A 20,209-nucleotide genomic window follows, 5' to 3' on the forward strand; every position below is an offset into this window, starting at 1 on the left:
ACCCCTCCAGTTTGTATGTTATAAATTATTCATATATAAAGTTTTCTAATAATTTATCAATTCGAATCGGCTTATTTTCCTTAGTCGATTTCCATACCCCTTCTCCAACAGCAATGGAATAAGCGCCAGCACGTGATCCTGCTAAGATTTCATAATGCCTACTAGGATCTACTCCTAAAAAGAGATCTTCTTGAATCAATGGATCCCCACCTCCATGTCCGCCCTCATTTTGGACAACGTGGATAATCTCCTTTGATCCGAATAAAGGATAGTAATCAATTGTTTGTCGAGAAACAGGAAACGGAATACGACTAAGTTCATGAAATTCCTGGGTTTCGATCCTTCCCTTTGTCCCATTAATGGCTAATCTATAGCCTTCATATGGCAACGAAAAATTGATTGAATAGCTTAACAAGGCGCCTTGATCGTATTTCACTGTTGCAACATACGTATCTTCAATCTCAATTTCGTGATCGAAAATACAAGCATCTGGCCGGTAATTTGTATAATTATGTTCCACTTCTGCTTTTACATGATCATCTTCCACTACACCAGAATTCGTACGATTGCTCCAGCGAGTATAGTAATTACATAATAACTTCTCCTTACAGGTACCACAGTAGCGGTTATCAGTTGGACTCGGATTTGCTTCCCCATACTTTCCGTAATAATGCAAACCACCATACGCAAAGACTTCAATTGGCTTTTGATCAATCCACCAATTAACTAGATCAAAATGATGTGTAGATTTATGAACGGATAACCCTCCTGAGTAGTCCCTCATTCGGTTCCACCGTTTAAAATAACTCGCACCATGGTACGTATCAATATACCAATTCAAATCAATCGACGTTATTTTTCCAACTTTCCCTTCTAAAACTAATTCTTTTATTTTTCGATGAAATGGGTTGTATCGATAATTAAAGGCTACGGTTACTTTCCCTTTACTTCTCTCTTCAGCTTCCATTACTCGTCTTGCATCTTGGCTTGTAATGACCATTGGTTTTTCACAAATAATATCTAAATCAAATTTCAGACCTTGTAATATGTAGTCGACATGTGTATCATCTCGACTCGTGACAATGACAGTAGTTGGTCTCGTATTATGAATCATTTCAGAAAATTGCTCAGGTTTATAATATGGAACGTCTCTTAAGTTTGGAAACTTCTCATAAAAGAGTTCCACTCGTCTCTCATCTTGATCTAAGAAACCAACAATCTCGTTTTCCTCTGAGAACTTTGTTAAGATTGGTTTAATAAACATTTGCATGGCTCGATTACTTAGTCCACAAACAACAATTCTTTTCATTTTCCCACCTCTTAACAACGTTGTTATTATTACTTTTTATAAAAGGTGAACCCTATACTTGATTCACCTTAATCAAACTACATAACTTCTACTTCTCTAGCTGCTTGCTTTTCTTCATACTGTTGGTTCTTTTTCTCAACATTTTTAAAAACTATTCTCATAACCCACGTCAATACATAACAGATTAAACTAGCTGCGAAAAATAGTATTAACCCTGGTAAAAACATCATTAAATATTGAATGCCAACAATTCCAACAACCATTAAAACAACATATTGCGGATAAGCCAAACCGAGTAATAGCGATGTCTTTATATAATTGGTCCCTTTTAAATTAAGCTGAACATAAGTTGGGAAAAAAGTGAGTAACGTAATGAGATATACTATGCTAATAACCAGAAAAATATATCTTAACATTGTCATCCAAAGCACCTGTTCCGGTACTAGGGTGAAATTCATGTAAAGAATATAACCAATAAAAACAAAGAAGACTCCAAATACATTCGATTTAATCATTTCTGATTTATAGTAGCCCCAAAATGTCTTAAAAAGAGGAAAATCTCCTGAACCATTGATCCATTTTCTCGTAACAGCAAACATCGCAACTGTTGCTGGCATAAATCCAAAAACAACTAAACCCATTAATGTAAACATGATCCAGAGTATATTAATATAGGCCAGCCTCGAAATAAATACACTCACTCGATAAAAGCTACCCATAAATCCGTTCATTTCCATTACATTTCCTCCTCCCTACTAGCAAACTAGTTTACATCCATTATATATCGAAGCAACTCGATTGAAAACGCTTTATTTTCACTGTAAATAGGTATAATAGCCACCAAAGGCTCTTCTAATTCTATCCCTAATCTCTTTAAAAATGGAGATTCATTATTAAGTGGTAATGCATGAACATGTGTTTCGCCTGTATCTTTATCTACATTTTTATATTCATACGGGATTTGTTCAAACGTAGCTTGATCAAGCACTTCATCTAAAGGAATAAGCCCAACCGGATCATAAGCCGCTGACATAAGCTCTTCCTTCAAAAATAAAATATCACCGTTATGTCCTGCAATTTCAACAACTAACCTTTCATAAGTTACTGGAAACATTAATAGTTCAAAACCAGTCTCCTCAATATCGATCGCCTCTTTAACAACCGCCTCTATATCTTCCTGTGCTGATTCCGGTATTTCTGAGAAAAAGAGCAATTTGTACTTTTCTTCATTTTTATTACAGCCAACGATCATCAACAAACACATTACGAATAAAAGCATCTTTCCTAAAACTTTCATTTAGTGTTCCTTCCTTCCTAAATAAGCGCTATATAAACTATATCATTATTAATCTACTAGTAGAGAGCTATTTCTAAGCCCTCTACTAGTAACCAATTAGGAGAAAGGTGCTGATTCCTATTTTGACTCATTGTGGTACATTTGCATACTTGCTAGGATAAATGCCCCTACCCCGTGCAGATCATTCTCACTTGTTTCACGACTAACATAATAATCATATACTCCGATAGATGTACCGATGCAAATGCCCGTTAACGTAACTTGATCATCGTCATCTACTTGAATAGAGTGATGAATAATTCCTTCATATCCTTTTTTCGCATACTCGAAATATTTATCATCGATATAGCCTTGATTCACAGCTTTGGCGATCGTATAAACAAACAAGCTTGAACAAGAACTTTCTAACCAGTTATCTTCAAGATGGCCTTTATCAATGATTTGATACCATAGTCCTGTCTCCTCATCTTGATAACGAACCAAGTTTTCAACCAAATTTTGAATAACTCCGATCAACTCTTCTTTCTTCGGATGATTATCAGGCAGCATCCCAATAATGTCTACTACCGCTAAGCCATACCAGCCTAATGAACGTCCCCAAATTTCAGGTGCTGTATTAGAACCTGGAACATGCCATGGTGTCTGACCACTTTCATCCCATCCATGGAAATAAAGACCTGTTTTTTTATCCCTTGTATTCTTTCTCATTAGCTCTTCTTGATATAAAACTAAATCTACTAATTCTGGCTCATTAAACTGTTGACCAAATTGAAGTGTAAAAGGTCCTGCCATGTAGAGGCCATCCAGCCACATTTGATAAGGATACTTATCTTTATGCCAAAAGCCGCCTTCTTTTGTTTTGTTAATCGTATCTAGTAGATTCCGAAGCTTAGTAGCTGCTATTTTATAACGTTCTTCTCCTGTTTGATTATATAAAGGAAGAAGTAGTAACCCCGGTTGAATGGCATCTAGCTCATCTCTAGCAAAGTAAAAGTTCCCTTGTTCGTCAACAAGCTTATCAACATATTCCTTGAAATAATAAAAGTATTCTTCATTTCTTGTTTCTTGCCAAACACTATGAACACCACACAAGAAAACGCCTTGATGATAATGCCATCTATCCGCTGGTGGAAGCTTGATAGGTTCATATTGATTCATTAAACTTTCACTTGCCCTCTGTGCCCATTCTAATGCACTTTTTCCATTAACTGCTACTTGATTTGCCATTGTTCATTCCTCCTAAAATTTTTTTATTATTTAATTTGCTATTGTTTATCGTTCATTTTCTCTCCCTCATACCGCTAAGGAATCTACTAACCAATTAAATGATTTGCTTCCACTTACTTCATGCCCACCTTCAAAAACATCATAGGTAAAGGCATGTATTGCATCTTGTGAGTTATAGATTTTTTCAAGTTTGTGCACGGCTTTTTGTACTCCGTGGAACGGGAAGAGATGATCATGGATACCAGCTTCAATACATAACGACCTTGGTGCAATTAAGCCAATTAAATCTGGCAGTTCCGCGTTTTGTAATATCCCAGGTAAATAATTATCAAGACAATGTCTTCTAGCGATAATGCTGTCTTTGAACGTGTTTGCATAACCACTGATAACCGTAGCTTTGATCCTCTCGTCTATTGCAGAAGTAAATGCTGCAATAAGTCCACCTCCTGAAAAACCCATGCACCCAATTTTCTTATGATTAATGTTAGGCAATTCGTTTAGGTAATCTAATATCCTTCTACACTCATATACTCTAAGCCCAGCAAGTGTTTTTCGGTATAATAGCAGTTGACTAGCAAGTTCAAAGCACGAATTATCAGTAGCAGATTCTGTAGCTGCTACCTTCCGCTCACCAAATCCTATCAACTCTGGAGCAACGACAACCACTCCTCTTTTGACTAGCTCAATTGCAAAATTTTTATGGATTCCTGGAACCCCTAAATTAGGAAGCCCGCCTGGATGCAAACCTACAACTTCCTTGCTTCCATAGCCATGACCATGAATAGCAAGAACAGCGGGAACCGGAGATGCCGACCTCATTTTAGGTACTAGCATATACACAGGCATTCTTAGAGATAGACAAGTTTGCACTTCAAGACGCATTCTCTCATAGGAATCATATTCAACTTTCTCAATGATCCGTGGTTGCAATTCTCCTTCAAGGCTCGTAAAATCACCTAATGCCTCTATCAAACATTCCTTTATATGTTCTTTATTTCTATTTCTATCTACAACATGTGTTTGTACCGTTTCTTCGTATAGCTTCTGTAAAAATGGGTTAGCAGACCACATCAGCACTACCTCCAACTAGTAAGCTATGAGTATTAGTTACCTGCAAACGTCACCTCTTCACAGTTGTTATCTACAAAGTCAACATAACCCTCTTTTAATTTTGCTGCCTGACGTCCGGATATATATACATCGTCCACTTTAGTCAATTGGATTACAGGTGTATTAGCATGCAGCTTCTTCATCCTAACCTGATCAAACTCAACATCTTCTCCTTGCTCAACAATCACAGCCGGTCCTTGACGTGTTTCTATCTGTACCTTATGAAATTCGATTCCACGAACATGTTTGCAAAATATTCCTTCCCCAGCCATGATTACTTCTTCTTTCACCATGTCCGGTTCACCACCTACCTCATTTGCATCATTTGTCATTTCTACTTTCATATGTTGTATTGAAACATTTTCAATTGGCATTTCAGGTAGTCCATAAATGAAACCGGCAGCAGCCAAACAATTCTTAGCCGTTACATTACTAATTTGAATATTTTTCACTCTTGGTGTTTTTTCTGTCACAGCAATGGCCTCAGCATAAGTCATAAGTGGATCATCCTCATCAATGCCATACCTATAAAAAGAGTTAATAGATAGTGGACAGAAGACATCTTGCATATATATGTTATTCACTAGAATGTTCTCAATGTAAGCACCTCTAGCCCTATTCGTTTTAATCCTGATGCCGCGGTCTGTTCCGATAAAAACACAGTTGGAAACCGTTACATTTCTTATTCCACCAGAGTTTTCACTTCCGAAAACAACACCACCATGACCACGTGACATCGTACAGTTTGTTACTGTTACATTTTCTGTTGGCCGTCCTATTCTTCTTCCATCTTCATTAATTCCAGATTTTAAGCATAAGCAATCATCCCCAACATCAAAATGACAATCAGATACACGAACATTGGAACAAGAATCAAGATCAAAGCCATCACCATTTGGTGTATTGGAAGGGTTTTTAAACGTTACTCCACGTACGTTTACATGATCGCAATAGACGAGATGTGTGTTCCAAAATGGAGAATTTTGTAACGTGATGCCTTCAATTGTTACATCGCGACAATTAAATAACTGCAGCAATGGAGGACGTAGAAATTGTGTTTTCCACTCAACTAAGTTTGTCTTCATGTTTAGTTTTTCTGTATTTAACTCTGCAAGTTTACGTGTTACCGCTGTTTCAACCGATTCCCCGTTCTTAATTTTATGATAATAGTCCCACCAAGCTGTTCCTTGCCCGTCAAAACTACCTTCCCCTTTTATTGAAACATTTTCTAACCCATTCCCATAAATTAGTGGAGAGAAACCGTAGCATTGATAACCAGACCACCTTGTTTCAACCGGTTGATACGCATCAAAATCATTTCGAAATAATACGAGGGCACCTGCTTCTAGAAATAAGGTCATATTGCTTCTTAGTACAATCGGCCCTGTAAGGTACGTTCCAGCTGAGATTCTGACTGTTCCTCCCCCATCTTCAGAGCATGCCGCGATGGTTGCAGCAATTGCCTTCGTATTATCCGTGACACCATCGCCTTTGGCGCCATATTCTGTAATGTCATATGCTCTCATGCCATCATAACCTCCTTGACAAACGATTATTTCAATAGATCTTCCCTAAGTGGGGTAAATGTATCTAACAAAGTGCCGGCCTCAAGTGCTGTTACACCATGAACAGCATTACTCGGTATATAAAGGGTTTCTCCTTCTTTCACTAGAATTCTTTTCCCATCAATTTGAAAATCAAATGTTCCCGCTAATACATACGTAAATTGCTCATGTGGATGACTATGTTCCGTTCCCACTCCCCCTTTTTCAAACTCGACTTCCATCATCATAATCTGGTTTCCTGGTTGATGAATTTTCCTTTTAATCTTCGAATCGACTACTTCCCATTCTCCGATTTTCGTCACTTGTAAACGCCCCTTTCTATTGATTTTTTGCTAATAGAGGAATAACTAATTGAATAGCCATAACAAAAACTAGTATCCAAGGAATAGAAGCTGGGTTGATCTCCGTTGAAAAAATCATAAAGATCACAATCCCTAGTCCCCTACCAATATTAATGATCGCTTCCCTCAACACGACTGATTCCACACGGAAATTTTCTTTTAAAGGTATTTTATCTAGCCATGTAAAATAGTACGCAGCATATGTGTTCCCTTGTAGTGGCTTAAATATAGAACCTATTGCCATAAATAAAACAACAGTCCAAATGGAAATCTCCCAAAGTAAGAAAGTAACTGAGATTAGCATCCCTATTGCTGCAACAAATAAATACATTTTCGTTGATTCTATGTTTGCAAAACGAGAAATCGCATAACTAGCAACAATCGATAAGCTTAAAAACAAAACATTCATGTAGCCTACAAAACTCTCATCTGGAAAAATCGTAAAGAGTAAAATCGGTGGGATATACATCAATATCCCTTGGGGGAATCCAATTATAAACCAACCCAGTAGAGACTTTTGAAAGTTGGGCTTTTTTTTGATTAATAATCTTAAATACTTCATGTAATACTCTTTATGGTGAGACTGCACCTTCTTAATTCGAAAGCTTCCAATCGTTGCAATGATAAACATTAAGAAGGCAATGGAAAACACAATAATATATCCGGTTAATTCTGTATACAAAGTAATAACAAATCCAGCAGCTGCCGGACCTACTAGGTTAGCTAACCCCATTAACATTTGGTTCCATCCTAGGTATCGATGCCGATTTAAGTTGTTTGATACTTCATGTGCTAATGTAAAATAACTTAGCCAATAAGCAGCCTGAGAAATCCCTCTAACTAATGCAAATAAGTAAAAATACTGAACCATGTTTTCTTGCGTGACAACGATACATAGATAAAAGAAAGCGGTTAAGAAAATCCCATAACGATAAATCACTAAATGTCCTTTTTGTTTAGCCATCTTGCCAATAAGTATCGTCGCGACTGCTTGAGAGAGGATAGCTGTTAAATTAAACAGTCCATTAATCAATAAACTTTCCGTTAACCGCCATAAATACAGATTGATAAAAATAAGTGATAACGAATTGCCAAACTGAAAAATTGTATGGTTTACAAGCGTGATTATAGCTTGCTCCGACAGCCTTTTTTCTTTAGGTATTTTTAGTAATCTCATTTCCTTGCAACACTTCTCTCATTTATAGAAGTCTGTAAAATTCTTGATAACCTTTAATTGGCTTCGCCGTAATTCCTGCAAGACTATAACATTTTAATCTGATCAGAGTTGCTTGTGTACTCGCATTCATATCTCCCTCATATAATCCCTTTCCTAAACAAACTGGCTCAGGCATGTTCGGATAATATTCTCCCTTTTTCACTTGGGCCACATTAGGAGCAGGTGGTGAATGCTCGATCTCCCTTGAAAATCCGCCATCTTCCCTCTTTAACTTATTAATATTGGTCGCCGTTATTTCCAATATCTCAAGTAACTCATGAGCAGGAATGGAGAGATTCATATAGGAAAGCAAATCAATCGGATTTCGGATATAGCACATATCAACAGCTTCTTCTGTTTTCAAGCATGTAAGAATACTTTGATAAATTCGATCTGGATTTGGCATTGGAATTTTGAACTTACTGTAAAACGTGTGAAGTTTAAATGTTCCAGAAATGCGAACGTACAGACTTCCCTCTCCCCATAGTCCAGTTTGTGGATGTTGAATGGAAGCTAAATACTGTTCTGCTACCTCTAAAAATGGTACCCGTTTCTCTTTCGGCATCTCTTCTAAATATACACAAGATGTTGCCAGCAAATCGCAGCCTCTCCAACTATTACTCAGGTCAATGCTACGCCACTTTTTTAGATATTCCTCAGGTGACTTGACATAATCAGGAGCACTTTTTGCTTCCAGTGGTAACGGATAAAGCGCGTTACCACCTAGTCTCTTTAACGAATTGATCGAATAATTTATCGCTCGATGAACCATAACTTCATCTTTTGCCATCATTGGATAATCATCGTAAAAAAATCCTGAGTCTTCCTTTTGCTTTGACTGAAAAAAGTGTACCATTTGTGTTCTCATCTGGTTTGGCATATCGTCGATAAGGTTATTCCGTATTAACATGTTTAACGCTTGTGCTGTTGATTCAATATCCGGACTAAAATAATGATCATTGATGGAACTTTTAGCGTAATAAAATCCTCCCGTAGCAGGATCATACTGTCCTGCAAGCCAATGAAAAAGCCCGTGGTACTGATCATCCAACTTTTCTAAGACACTAGCAAAGTCCTTCCTATTTTGAATCATTTATTCACCTACTCTATGAATATATTTCTACACGGTAATTTGCATCTAAAGCTTGTGCGACTAACCTTTCATTGACCCGATTAATGCACCTTTAGCAAAATATTTCTGTAAGAATGGATAAACCATTAATACCGGAATAGTCGCTACTACGATAACAGCCATTTTAATGGTGATCTCTGGCGGTGGAATATCTGTAAATTCAGCTCCGTCATAATTGAGTCCACTTGCAAGCACAACGATTTGTCTTAAAAGTACTTGCACCGGCCATTTAGATGAATCACTTAAATAAAGGATTGCGTGCATGTAAGTGTTCCAATATGTTACAGCATAGAACAAAGAAATCGTTGCAATGGCAGGCATTGAACACGGAATGACGATTCGGAATAAGATTCCAAAATCACTACACCCATCAATTTTCGCAGACTCTTCTAACCCATCAGGGAGGTTTTGGAAAAAGCTCTTTAAAATGATCATGTTAAAAGCGTTAATAGCAACTGGAACAACTAATGCTGCCAGTGAATTTAGTAAACCCGTTTGCTGTACTACTAAGAACGTTGGGATCATCCCACCATTAAATAGCATCGTAAATACGATAAAGAACATGATAAATCGTCTTCCTACTAAATCTTTACGTGAAAGACCATAAGCAGTAAGGGTGGAAAGGAACATACTAAAAATTGTCCCTCCAACGGTAACCCCAATTGAAATCATCATAGCTCGCATCACTGTATCAGTAGAAAAGATGTAACGATACGCATCCAGACTCCAAACTGTCGGAATTAAAACAAACCTTTTTTCTGCCAATTCTGCACTTGTCGTAAATGATGCTGCTAATACATGGATAAAAGGTAAAACACAAAGCAAAGCAATAATCGCAAGAAGTGTAATATTAGTAATGTTAAATAAGCGACTGCCTAATGACTTGTCTCCAACCATGATCGTTCCTCCTCAATGTCACATTAATGTGGATACGCGAAGCAATTTTCTTCCCTATTCCTCGCGTAATTTAGGTATGTAGCGATTTCCTCACTACATAAAATGTATTAATAAACACCTTCCTCGCCAGCTCTCTTCGCGAGCCAGTTAGCGAACATTACAAGAATTAAACCGACGATTCCTTTGAAAAATCCTACTGCCGTTGCATAACTAAATTGACCTTGTTTTAAACCAGCAGTATAGACATACGTATCAAAGATCTCCCCTACTTCACGATTGGATGCATTTAATAATAAGTAAACGTGTTCAAAACCAAGCTCCAGAACATCACCAATTTTTAAGATTAATAGAACGACGATAACACTTCTAATTGCCGGAAGCGTAATGTGCCAAGCTTGACGTAGGCGGTTCGCTCCGTCCATTTTTGCCGCTTCATATAATTGAGGATCAACTGCTGCAATGGCTGCTAAGAAAATAATGGTTCCCCAACCTGCTTCTCTCCAAATTACTTGTAGAATATACATTGGTCTAAACGTATCTGGATTCATTAGGAAGTTAATTTTTTGAAAACCCATCATTTCTAGCAAGCTATTAATAATTCCACCGTCTAACGTCAACATAACAAAGCTGATTGAAACAATAACAACCCAAGACATAAAGTGCGGGATATAAATTAATGTTTGAACACTTCGTTTAAACATTTGATTTCTAACTTCATTTAACATTAAGGCGATAATTATAGGTATTGGGAAAAACACAAGTATTTGTAAACCGAATAATGCCAACGTATTTCTAAAGATCATCCAAAAATCTGGACTAGTAAACAATCGCTCAAAATGTTGAAACCCTACCCACTCACTTCCTGTAATACCTAAGTACGGTTTGTAATCCTGGAAGGCGATAATCAATCCATACATCGGAATGTATTTGTAAATAAAGAAATACAAGATTCCCGGTGTAATCATTAAATAAATCCACTTATTTTTTTTGATCCGTTTCATTAACTCAGCCCGTTTATCAGGCTTCGGTAACGGCGTTTTTGAATTTTCCAACGCTACATTATTTTCCATATACAACTTCCTTTCTCACTTCTAAATTGTTAAATGTAACCGCTTTCTAATTTACATACTACATGGATCTATGTGATTACAGCTATAATCATCACGTTATAAATGCCTGAAAACACTGGTTTTATAAGGTTTTTTATAAGAACCGGAGATTTTGATTATTTGTGAATAAAGATTACCATTGTCAATGTACTCAATTAGTTGGTGTTCCCGTAATCTATTAAAGTCTGACTACTGTATCTCTTGTACTTATCTCTTCTGCAAAACACGTGTTAAAACTGTTATGTTGAATTGGACTCACAAGCAAAAAAAAAAGGTTGTCTCTACAGGACTTATCCTCCTGAGACAACCTCCACTTTCAGTTGTTAGTTTAACTCTTGGTAAGATGCATTGAACTCTTCAATAATTGCATCTCCACCTTGTGATCTCCAATTCTCAACCGCAGCTTCAAAGCCAGCTTCGTCAGATTGACCTAGAATGTAACGAACTGTTGCATCGTCAATCATTTGTTTCAGCCTATCACCATCACGAATATAGGTTGGTGAATCTAATGTAAGTGCCAAGTTATGGATGAGATAATCATTGTTCTCAATTACCATTTGATCTGCTTTTTGTCTTACTTCATAATCTGTGTAAATGGAGTAACGTCCACTCGTAGCTGGTTCCCCAACTTCCATTGTTAAATATGGGCGAATTTCTCTATCAATCTTTTGTTGATCATCCGTAATAGCTGATGCTCTGCCTTCTTTTACTTCGTAATGCTCCCCTTCAATACCCCAGTATAAAATGTTTGCAATTTCAGGATTCATTAGTTGATCGTAGAATCCTAAGATTTTAAGAAGCTTCTCTTCAGATTCAACTGAAGATTTAGGAAACATCATTAATTCACTAAAACCAGGGATTGCCCAAACACCAAATTCTCCTTGAGGACCTTCAACATAGTTATGAACATCTAATTCAATATCTGGATTTAATGCTGTTGCTTCGTTGTTTAAAGTTGTTACATCTTCCATAGAACCAACATAGACACCCGCTGTACCATTTGTAAATAACGCCGTTTGATCTCCTTTACTTGTTACTGGAAAGTCTTGGTTAATATAACCATTTGAGTGCATTTCACGATAAAATTCTAACGTTTCCATATATTCAGGGAACATGAATTCTGGAAGAAGTTCTCCATCTTTTAATCCCCACTCATTTGGAGTTCCAAACCAAGAAGCAATCGTTTTAAATCCTCCATAAATCAAATCACTACGGTCAGCCATACCAATCGTATCATTTCTTCCTGTTCCGTTTGGATCATCATTCGTAAAAGCTTTCACCATTTCCATAAATTCTTCAGTTGTAGTTGGAGCTTCTAGTCCTAAATTATCAGCCCAGTCTTTACGATAAATAATACCTTGACGCGATAATGGTCTTCCTTGATAAACGCCATAAAGCTTACCGTCAACTACTGAGTTAGCTAGAATCTCTTCATTTAGATTACTTAAATATTCAAATTGATCTAAATAAGGACCAATTTCCCAAAACTGATCGTTTCTAATCGCATCTTTAAACTGGTTCAATTGTGCAAAACTAACACGAACCGCATCAGGAAATGATCCTGTTGCAAAAGCTGTATTTAACCTTTCCTCATAACTGCTATCAGGAACCCATTGAATGTCTAACTTATAGTTTGTTTTTTCTTCAATTAATTCTTGAATTTTCGGAGCTGGTGTTTCAGCTGTGTGTAAGTTAGTCATAATAGAAAACTCAAAAGGCTCTTCTGTTTCAACTGCATCCGTACCTTCTGCAGGAGCGGGCTCATTATTTGAAGCGCTTTCATTTTTATTACAAGCAGCAAGGAGTAAAAGTATGAAAGCAAACATACAACCTAAAATAAATAACTTATTAGACTTAAACATGTACAAACCCCCAATTTATAATTTGTTCTAATGATACCTGGTAATAAAAATAGAAGCATCTTAAGTAAAAACATCTCTTCTACTCATGAACTAAACTAGCTCGCTTTTTCTCATCATTAGATGGAAATCGATTTTTTTCTGTCTTCTATGAAAATCACCTCCATCACTCACTTAATAACAACGTTGTAATCCATTAATATAATTTGAAGTTGTTACCATTGATACTAAGCGAAATGATGGGTTAAGTATATAATCAAAAGATCATTTTGTAAGCACTTACAATGTTATTATATCAATGTTTCCGTCTATACCTGATATAATGATTATCTGGTTAGTACAAAGAAATGAAGACACCCTGCAAATGGGAGTTTACTATCTCTCTCACCATTATTAGTGATGTCTCCTAATGTTCCTACGATGTTTTTTTATATTTTTCGCGATATTGCCCTGGTGTCATTTCCTCTTGTTTTTTAAATGATCGGATAAAATTCTGTGAATTTTTATAGCGTAAGTGATCAGCTATTTCCTTTACCGTCATATTTGTTTCCGTTAACCACTCTTTTGCTTTTTTAAATCGATACATGGCCAAGTACTCACTAAATGTATAATTTGTTTCTTGTTTAAACACACTGCTCAAATAATTAGCATTATAATGAAGTTTTTCGGCGCACTCCTCTAATGTAATATCTGAGTCAAAATTACGGTGAATAAGGTCTATGATTTTCTCTGATAAATTTTGAAACTGAGAATCACGACGATCGCTAAACACTTTCATTAGAGGTATGATTAGTCGTTCCTGAAACCATTGTTCAATTTCCTCTTTCATTTGTAACTTCAACAACTCTTCATAAAGCGATGCGTGGAATACCTCAATTTGCTGAAAACTCACTCCACCTTCTTGTTTAAGCATTAATAGGTTATTTAATAACCTCATCATCGATATTTGATATTCTCTAGGTGATTGCGTGTTTTTAAAGGCTTTTTCCATCCATATTCGTAGCTGTTCTAACGCTTTTTCCTTATCCGCTAACTTTACAGCGACAAGTAGTTCTTCTTCCGTTCGCTTCGGATAGTCAAAAATGACCGTATGTTTCCCAGAATTAATGCTGCTAAAATGAATAATGACCCCTTTTCCGAGTTTCATCCGATGCTTTAATGCTTCCATTCCTTCTTTATAACCTCTTTTGGCTTCTATCAGTTCGTAAAATGGAAGGCTTATGCCTATGCTAACTGAAATATTTAAGGAATTTTTTATTTTACTTTGTATTGTTTCAGTTAAATCGTACATTGTATCCTGAATGTTGTCTGGGGTTTGTTCAGAAAAGCCGATCAAAGTGACTAGTGTTTCTTCAACCCAAACAGACTGTAATTGATCTTTTTTATTAAGCGTGTCTTCCACCAAACTTTTTACTGCGAAAGCCACTTTTTCAACATTAGCTGATTCATAATTAGATCTATCTAATGAATCAATGTGCAACGTAAACACAACCATGCTTCTCCACTGGTTAACTATGGACTGTAATTGAAAATACTCTAGCTTTTCTTCAATTTCACTAGTCTTATAATTTCCAGTAAATAAGTTATGAATAAAGAGCGATTTCACTTGTTGTGTATGTTCTCGTAATTCAATTTCTAAATTTGATTTTGAAGAAAAGAGATCATTAATGTGTTCCTCGATAATCTCTAACTCATTTTTCTTTTTTCTATCTTGATCTGGCCAATTACCATCAATATAATTTACTAGTTTATTTACAGGTGAATATAGTTTCTTACTAATAATCCAAATATACAAACTACATGTTATGACAATAAAAGTAATCATAAAAAAGGTAATCCAACCAATTTTCTTGCTTTCAGCAGTAAGCATATCAATTGAATTAAATGAGATATAGTTCCAATTATTAAAATCAGATTTGTGATATGTCACCGTATATGAATTATCCCTAGAGTCCGTATTAAATTGACCTGATTTTTCTGTAAAAGCATCTAGAGAGCTGACGTAACCAGCATCTACAAGTGATGTTCCGATCAATTCTTCATTGCGATGAACAATGATTCGGTAGTTCTCATCTGTTATAACCACTTCATCTGAAAGCCCATCGACATTAATCATATCAGCTAAACTACATGTTGGTATGTTCGTAAAAGCCAACCCATATTTTTCACTATATCTTGCTGGTAGCTTTTGCACTAAACTAATCGTATTCTCACAGCTTCCGTATGCCATTGGCTTTGAAAATTCTTGGTTGTTTAGTAATAACCATGTCGAATCATTTTCAGCATTTAAATAAGAAAGATAAGCCTCACGATCTTCGTAATCACTTAACCGTGACAATCCTGAGTTATTAACAATCCAATTCTCTTGAAAATTCAATAATATTACTTCTTCTACTTTTGTGTCATAAGATCTAAGATTACTTAAATTTTGTCTGAGCTCCCTGTAGATAGAAAAGTCCTCGGCATATAAAGGTCTCCTAATTACATCATCCATTAGTGGAGATTCAATCGTATTTGTAATACTATGATGAATCGTCATTAAAACTTGTTCGATATTAGAATGTACCTGTTGAATAATTTGAACCTTTTCATGATTTACTTTTTCTTGAATGTGCTTTGAAGATTGTACATAGGAAAACACACCGACGATCACTACGGGGATAATACTAATAATACTAGCAAATACAATTAATTTCGTAAGCAAACTTTGACTCTTCATTTGAATCCTCCCCCTATAGTAGATAACCGACCAACTAGTTTGAACATTTTATGGGAGCCACAATCACCATTTTCCACATTAGACAACAACTTGAAAGGGTTTACATATTTAAAAAAGAAAACTCTTTCTTATTACTCAATCTACTCAAATCAAGTAACAAAAAGTCACACAATTGTCAAAAACCTAAAACAATATGTAAGTCATTATAACATAATAGAATAAAAAATGTTCATAAAATTCAAGTTATGTAATTATACTAAAAAGCCTTGTTCTCTAGCATTAATGCACTAGGAAACTAGGCTCAGTGTATTTATTTTACAGATAATGCCCTCATTCTAATTGCTTCAAGTAATTCTTTCGTCTCAACCATCTCATCTGGCTTTGTCGCTTCTAAAATCACTTCACAATGTGGCTTATAATCATGGAGTAATTTAAAATAGAGTGGATAGTTCAACTCTCCTTTTCCAGGTCTGACCGTCTTAATCTCCCCATTTTCATCGATGATACGATCTTTTGCATGACTTGCGACAATACGGTCACCTAATAATTGAAACGCTTCTTTTATGATCTTATCTTGCTCATGGAAGTTTTCTGCTGTAAGTAAGTTTCCCGGATCTAACACAACTCCTAAATGACTAGAAGGTATCTCATCTATGACGTACTTTAACTGTCTAGCTGTACCTATTAAGTGCTCATTTGCAGGTTCAACTCCAATGATTACACCCCATTTTTCCGCTTCTTCTATTAATTCCAAAAGAGATGCTTTTAACAGTTTCCAATCCTCATCCGTTCCCATACCATCTTGGACTTTTCCTACTTCACAAGCAACGATTGGTGTATGAAATAAAGAAGCATATTTTATAAGCTCCTTAAATCGTGCCACATTTTCCTTGCGTTTTTCCACATCTCTATCAAATAAATGAAGATAACACGCCAAAACAGAAATAGAAACACCACGTTTTTGAAATTCATAATATATATCTTTTACTAAACCAGGACTTAATGTTCCTACTTTACTAAGGTCATAATCGCTAATAGCTTTCCATAAAGCTAACTGAACATGGTCAAATCCATATGAAGCTACTTTTTCCGCAAGTTCATGATAAGGCCTCTTTCCAACTAAATGAGCTAAAACACCAATGGACACTCGTAACTCCTCCTTTATTATTGTTTATGGTTTATCACACGTTAATCTGATTCTCGTTGACTTCCTCTCCTATTTGAACAAAGTTCTTAGGAGTTGAGACTCCAAACAAACATGTTATATTTTTTGTTTTCTCTCCTGATACTTCTACATACGTTTCTTTATAGCTTTTACTTTGTAGATTAATTAGGTCAACATTCATATTGTTTGTTAATGTTAGTAAAGGTCCTTTTTCAACACCCAACAATACGTTAGTAAATTGGATGCCTATACATTCTGAACTATTTATTCCAAATTCAGATACTATCGTCACATCTTCAAACTTAATATTAGCCAAAGGCATTTCTGGAAGCCCTTTTAAAATAATCGCATTTTTACAGCCCATACATGTAATGTTTTTCATTTCTATATCACGGAAAATCGGTGTTTCTATAGAAACTGCTTCCTCTTTTAAACTCTCTTCACTCCCGGAATGTTCATAATACATATGAAAAACAATCGCTTCACCCGTAATATTGGCCATTCGTATGTTCTCTATTGAAATATTTTCTACGATCCCTCCTCTTCCCCTTTTGCTTTTAAACCGTAATCCAATATCTGTTCCAAAAAAAGAACAGTCACTCACTGTTATATTTTTAACACCACCTGACATCTCACTTCCAATAACAAATCCACCATGACCACTATATACTTGGCACCCACGAATTATAATATCCTCGCAGCGTTTGCCAAGTTCCCTTCCCGCCTCATCTTTCCCTGATTTAATACAAATGGCATCATCACCAACATCAAATACACAATTTTCTACTAGCCCAAACTGGCATGATTCAATATCTAAACCATCTCCGTTTTGCGAATACCATGGATTTCGTACTGTTATATTTTTTATCGTAATATGCTCACAAATCCATGGATGAAGGCACCAAGCCGGTGAGTTTTGAAATGTTGGCCCATCTATTAATATCGTTTGACAGTTTCTAAAACTTACTAAGTTAGGACGAAGAAAATCTCGTATTGGCTCGTAGTCTTCAAAACTTTTTGAACCACTGTTCCTCAGATCCTGTATCACGCTAGCTCCTTTTAAAGCCTGCTTTGTTGGCCACCATATCTCTCCTTCGTCATCAACGACTCCTCCTGATTCGATCAGCTTCTTCCATTGAATTTCAGTCATCTTACATTTCTTAACAGGCCTCCATGCCTCACCAGACCCGTCAATGACTCCTTTTCCCGTAATTGCAATATCATGTAAAAACTCACCATCAATAGGAGACTGACACCTGATCGTTTCTTCTCCTTCAAAGCTTGATACGATAAGAGGATACGAGTTTAAATCCTTCGTAAATAGTAAGATTGCTCCCGCTTCAATATGTAAGTTTAAGTGGTTAATAAACTCAATGGGACCGGTTAACCACACACCAGGTGGAATGATGACTTTTCCTCCTCCCGCCTTTTTACAAGCGTTAATGGTGTTGGCAATAGCCTCTGTATTATCAAAAATACCGTCACCAACTGCACCATAATTTGTAATAATAAAATCTCGATTTGGAATTTGCGGCAATGCAATATCAAGTTCACTGATGGTTGACGACATAATTGCCCCTCCTACTCATTTCATGTATTTTGCTATAGGTAAATTTAATTCAATGATTCCTTCCACAACTAGCTCAGCTATTTTTTTTGCTCCCATTTCGGAAAAATGAGTGTCATCTTGAACTCCTTCTAAATAATTCAAAGACTTTCCTCGATCTAACCAGAGAAATAATTCCTTCGTCCGTTCAGGTCCTAAATGCTCAAATAACTTTCTACTCTTTTCCGTTAAATCAATCAATGGAACTTCGAGTTGTTTTGCTAACTCTCTCATTGCTTCAGGGTAGATTCCGTGAGTTTCTTGAAATACACCTTCTTCATTAAAACTTCTTCTTTGAACAGGTGTAATAAGTAACGGATAAGCTTGATTCTTTCTAGCAATGTCAATATACAAAGTTAAGTACGATTTGAATGTTGTAGATGGCTCTGTATACCTTTCTTTATCCATCTTTGAGTCATTATGACCGAACTGAATAAACAAATAATCCCCATTGGTCATTTTTGGGTCAATCATGTCTAATCGACCTTCATCAATAAAGCTTTTTGAACTTCTCCCTGATGCTGCTTCATTCTGTACAACTATTTCTTCCTTCATTAAACGTTGTAATATTTGTCCCCAACCAGCTCTTGGTGCTCTACTCACTTCATAATTAGAGACAGTTGAATCGCCAGCTAAATAAATGGTTATCATTGAAAAGTATGACCTCCTCTAGCAGGTATTTTCCTGATTATAAAAGCAACCAATGAGTACGTATATAATCATTACATTAGGTTCTCAAACACCTTGTTATCGCTTACTTTTAACGGTAATCATTAGATCAGAACACAAAAAAGATTGTACCTCCAAGGTCTAACGTTTGACCTTTGGGCACAATCCCATCAGATATTTTTTCCTCTTTATAAGTTGACTACAATATATCACTCGTGTTTTCTTCTGATTTATACCCTAACTCCTTTTTGGCATTTTCCATATCCCAAGGTTTACCAATATTATCCGATACACCATAATACGTACCAAATATAACATCCGATTCGATTGCGGCTTGAAACAAAGCAATGAGATCAGTATCTGTTAACAACGTATGCTTTAACCGGTCATTCTTCTCAATCTCTTCTTTTGTCACATCTTTTGGTACAGAACCAATACGTATATTGATAACCGATAACCTTTCCTCCTTAGAAAATAAGGCTCCTACTTGCTCTGATGCAAATTTTAATACCCCATATAAACTATTAGAACAAGGATAGTCTTTTACGGTTATCTCTCTGCCTAAAATTGATTTTCCTTCGTCCTCATAACAATCTGTTACATGATTGGTACTAGCGAAGATTACCTTTTGTATATTCTTTTGATTTGCTGTATATAAAAGGTAATAAGTAGATTTAAAAAAGATACTTGTCATCTTTTCAAATGTATCCACATCTTCAAGTGCATGCTTTGTTTCAGTATTTAACAAGTTAATTAGCACATCTGCTTTGGGGACTTTTTCCATGAGCTCTTGTAAATTAGTAGCATCAGCCTGAATGAAGTCAATTTCTGTCTTTGATTGAAAAATATTATGTTGATCAATAACCGTAATTTCATGGTGGTGTTTTCGTAATCCGTTTACTAATTGCTTTCCTACGGTACCTGCACCACCTATAATGACGATTTTTTTCATTGTTTGTATAGTCCCTTCATAATGAGTTCTATACAT

General features: G+C 36.1%; 17 protein-coding genes. All 17 read right to left on the minus strand.

What is annotated here, in order from left to right:
- Positions 1 to 25: 25 nt before the first annotated feature.
- The 17 genes from N0O92_RS06025 to N0O92_RS06105 all read right to left on the minus strand — a co-directional run bounded on the left by N0O92_RS06025 (position 26) and on the right by N0O92_RS06105 (position 20,173).
- Positions 26 to 1,309, minus strand: a complete 1,284-nt coding sequence (locus N0O92_RS06025) for a Gfo/Idh/MocA family protein (protein WP_315613755.1) — start codon at positions 1,307 to 1,309, stop codon at positions 26 to 28.
- A 77-nt stretch (positions 1,310 to 1,386) separates the two neighbouring features.
- Positions 1,387 to 2,046 (minus strand): YesL family protein, encoded by a 660-nt coding sequence (locus tag N0O92_RS06030; protein ID WP_315613756.1) that lies wholly within the window; start codon positions 2,044 to 2,046, stop codon positions 1,387 to 1,389.
- Between the two features lie 26 nt (positions 2,047 to 2,072).
- Positions 2,073 to 2,606: a hypothetical protein gene (locus N0O92_RS06035; protein WP_315613757.1), complete on the minus strand. Its 534-nt coding sequence runs from the start codon at positions 2,604 to 2,606 to the stop codon at positions 2,073 to 2,075.
- A 117-nt stretch (positions 2,607 to 2,723) separates the two neighbouring features.
- On the minus strand, positions 2,724 to 3,833 hold the full coding sequence (locus tag N0O92_RS06040) for a glycoside hydrolase family 88/105 protein (RefSeq protein WP_315613758.1): 1,110 nt from the start codon (positions 3,831 to 3,833) through the stop codon (positions 2,724 to 2,726).
- Between the two features lie 66 nt (positions 3,834 to 3,899).
- Positions 3,900 to 4,904: a dienelactone hydrolase family protein gene (locus N0O92_RS06045; RefSeq protein ID WP_315613759.1), complete on the minus strand. Its 1,005-nt coding sequence runs from the start codon at positions 4,902 to 4,904 to the stop codon at positions 3,900 to 3,902.
- 32 nt (positions 4,905 to 4,936) lie between these two features.
- On the minus strand, positions 4,937 to 6,469 hold the full coding sequence (locus N0O92_RS06050) for a glycoside hydrolase family 28 protein (protein ID WP_315613760.1): 1,533 nt from the start codon (positions 6,467 to 6,469) through the stop codon (positions 4,937 to 4,939).
- A 26-nt stretch (positions 6,470 to 6,495) separates the two neighbouring features.
- Positions 6,496 to 6,810, minus strand: coding sequence for a cupin domain-containing protein (locus N0O92_RS06055; RefSeq protein ID WP_315613761.1), 315 nt, complete (start codon positions 6,808 to 6,810; stop codon positions 6,496 to 6,498).
- Positions 6,811 to 6,826: 16 nt separating this feature from the next.
- Positions 6,827 to 8,026: an MFS transporter gene (locus N0O92_RS06060; RefSeq protein ID WP_315613762.1), complete on the minus strand. Its 1,200-nt coding sequence runs from the start codon at positions 8,024 to 8,026 to the stop codon at positions 6,827 to 6,829.
- A 22-nt stretch (positions 8,027 to 8,048) separates the two neighbouring features.
- Positions 8,049 to 9,158 (minus strand): prenyltransferase/squalene oxidase repeat-containing protein, encoded by a 1,110-nt coding sequence (locus N0O92_RS06065; RefSeq protein WP_315613763.1) that lies wholly within the window; start codon positions 9,156 to 9,158, stop codon positions 8,049 to 8,051.
- Positions 9,159 to 9,218: 60 nt separating this feature from the next.
- Positions 9,219 to 10,094: a carbohydrate ABC transporter permease gene (locus N0O92_RS06070; RefSeq protein ID WP_250097132.1), complete on the minus strand. Its 876-nt coding sequence runs from the start codon at positions 10,092 to 10,094 to the stop codon at positions 9,219 to 9,221.
- A 107-nt stretch (positions 10,095 to 10,201) separates the two neighbouring features.
- The gene (locus N0O92_RS06075; RefSeq protein ID WP_396334474.1) at positions 10,202 to 11,095 is read right to left on the minus strand and encodes an ABC transporter permease; all 894 of its coding nucleotides are present in this window, start codon (positions 11,093 to 11,095) and stop codon (positions 10,202 to 10,204) included.
- 431 nt (positions 11,096 to 11,526) lie between these two features.
- Positions 11,527 to 13,065: an extracellular solute-binding protein gene (locus N0O92_RS06080; protein ID WP_315613765.1), complete on the minus strand. Its 1,539-nt coding sequence runs from the start codon at positions 13,063 to 13,065 to the stop codon at positions 11,527 to 11,529.
- A 412-nt stretch (positions 13,066 to 13,477) separates the two neighbouring features.
- Positions 13,478 to 15,781 carry an AraC family transcriptional regulator gene (locus N0O92_RS06085; protein WP_315613766.1) on the minus strand — a complete coding sequence of 768 codons (2,304 nt, stop codon included), beginning with the start codon at positions 15,779 to 15,781 and terminating at the stop codon, positions 13,478 to 13,480.
- A gap of 310 nt (positions 15,782 to 16,091) precedes the next feature.
- Positions 16,092 to 16,928 carry a sugar phosphate isomerase/epimerase family protein gene (locus N0O92_RS06090; protein WP_315613767.1) on the minus strand — a complete coding sequence of 279 codons (837 nt, stop codon included), beginning with the start codon at positions 16,926 to 16,928 and terminating at the stop codon, positions 16,092 to 16,094.
- A 34-nt stretch (positions 16,929 to 16,962) separates the two neighbouring features.
- A complete protein-coding gene (locus tag N0O92_RS06095; RefSeq protein ID WP_315613768.1) occupies positions 16,963 to 18,516 on the minus strand; it encodes a glycoside hydrolase family 28 protein in 1,554 nt (517 codons plus the stop codon).
- 15 nt (positions 18,517 to 18,531) lie between these two features.
- A complete protein-coding gene (locus N0O92_RS06100) occupies positions 18,532 to 19,203 on the minus strand; it encodes a rhamnogalacturonan acetylesterase (protein ID WP_315613769.1) in 672 nt (223 codons plus the stop codon).
- A 217-nt stretch (positions 19,204 to 19,420) separates the two neighbouring features.
- The gene (locus tag N0O92_RS06105) at positions 19,421 to 20,173 is read right to left on the minus strand and encodes an NAD-dependent epimerase/dehydratase family protein (RefSeq protein ID WP_315613770.1); all 753 of its coding nucleotides are present in this window, start codon (positions 20,171 to 20,173) and stop codon (positions 19,421 to 19,423) included.
- Positions 20,174 to 20,209: the final 36 nt, after the last annotated feature.

Source organism: Alkalihalobacillus sp. MEB130, assembly GCF_032335535.1.
Classification (GTDB): Bacteria; Bacillota; Bacilli; order Bacillales; family Bacillaceae_D; genus Halalkalibacter.

What these genes read in the sequence shown, in the direction of transcription:
- N0O92_RS06025 (WP_315613755.1), bottom strand. Translation starts at nt 1,309, where the DNA reads ATGAAAAGAATTGTTGTTTGTGGACTAAGTAATCGAGCCATGCAAATG.
- N0O92_RS06030 (WP_315613756.1), bottom strand. Translation starts at nt 2,046, where the DNA reads ATGGAAATGAACGGATTTATGGGTAGCTTTTATCGAGTGAGTGTATTT.
- N0O92_RS06035 (WP_315613757.1), bottom strand. Translation starts at nt 2,606, where the DNA reads ATGAAAGTTTTAGGAAAGATGCTTTTATTCGTAATGTGTTTGTTGATG.
- N0O92_RS06040 (WP_315613758.1), bottom strand. Translation starts at nt 3,833, where the DNA reads ATGGCAAATCAAGTAGCAGTTAATGGAAAAAGTGCATTAGAATGGGCA.
- N0O92_RS06045 (WP_315613759.1), bottom strand. Translation starts at nt 4,904, where the DNA reads ATGTGGTCTGCTAACCCATTTTTACAGAAGCTATACGAAGAAACGGTA.
- N0O92_RS06050 (WP_315613760.1), bottom strand. Translation starts at nt 6,469, where the DNA reads ATGAGAGCATATGACATTACAGAATATGGCGCCAAAGGCGATGGTGTC.
- N0O92_RS06060 (WP_315613762.1), bottom strand. Translation starts at nt 8,026, where the DNA reads ATGAGATTACTAAAAATACCTAAAGAAAAAAGGCTGTCGGAGCAAGCT.
- N0O92_RS06065 (WP_315613763.1), bottom strand. Translation starts at nt 9,158, where the DNA reads ATGATTCAAAATAGGAAGGACTTTGCTAGTGTCTTAGAAAAGTTGGAT.
- N0O92_RS06070 (WP_250097132.1), bottom strand. Translation starts at nt 10,094, where the DNA reads ATGGTTGGAGACAAGTCATTAGGCAGTCGCTTATTTAACATTACTAAT.
- N0O92_RS06075 (WP_396334474.1), bottom strand. Translation starts at nt 11,095, where the DNA reads ATGAAACGGATCAAAAAAAATAAGTGGATTTATTTAATGATTACACCG.
- N0O92_RS06080 (WP_315613765.1), bottom strand. Translation starts at nt 13,065, where the DNA reads ATGTTTAAGTCTAATAAGTTATTTATTTTAGGTTGTATGTTTGCTTTC.
- N0O92_RS06085 (WP_315613766.1), bottom strand. Translation starts at nt 15,781, where the DNA reads ATGAAGAGTCAAAGTTTGCTTACGAAATTAATTGTATTTGCTAGTATT.
- N0O92_RS06095 (WP_315613768.1), bottom strand. Translation starts at nt 18,516, where the DNA reads ATGTCGTCAACCATCAGTGAACTTGATATTGCATTGCCGCAAATTCCA.
- N0O92_RS06100 (WP_315613769.1), bottom strand. Translation starts at nt 19,203, where the DNA reads ATGATAACCATTTATTTAGCTGGCGATTCAACTGTCTCTAATTATGAA.
- N0O92_RS06105 (WP_315613770.1), bottom strand. Translation starts at nt 20,173, where the DNA reads ATGAAAAAAATCGTCATTATAGGTGGTGCAGGTACCGTAGGAAAGCAA.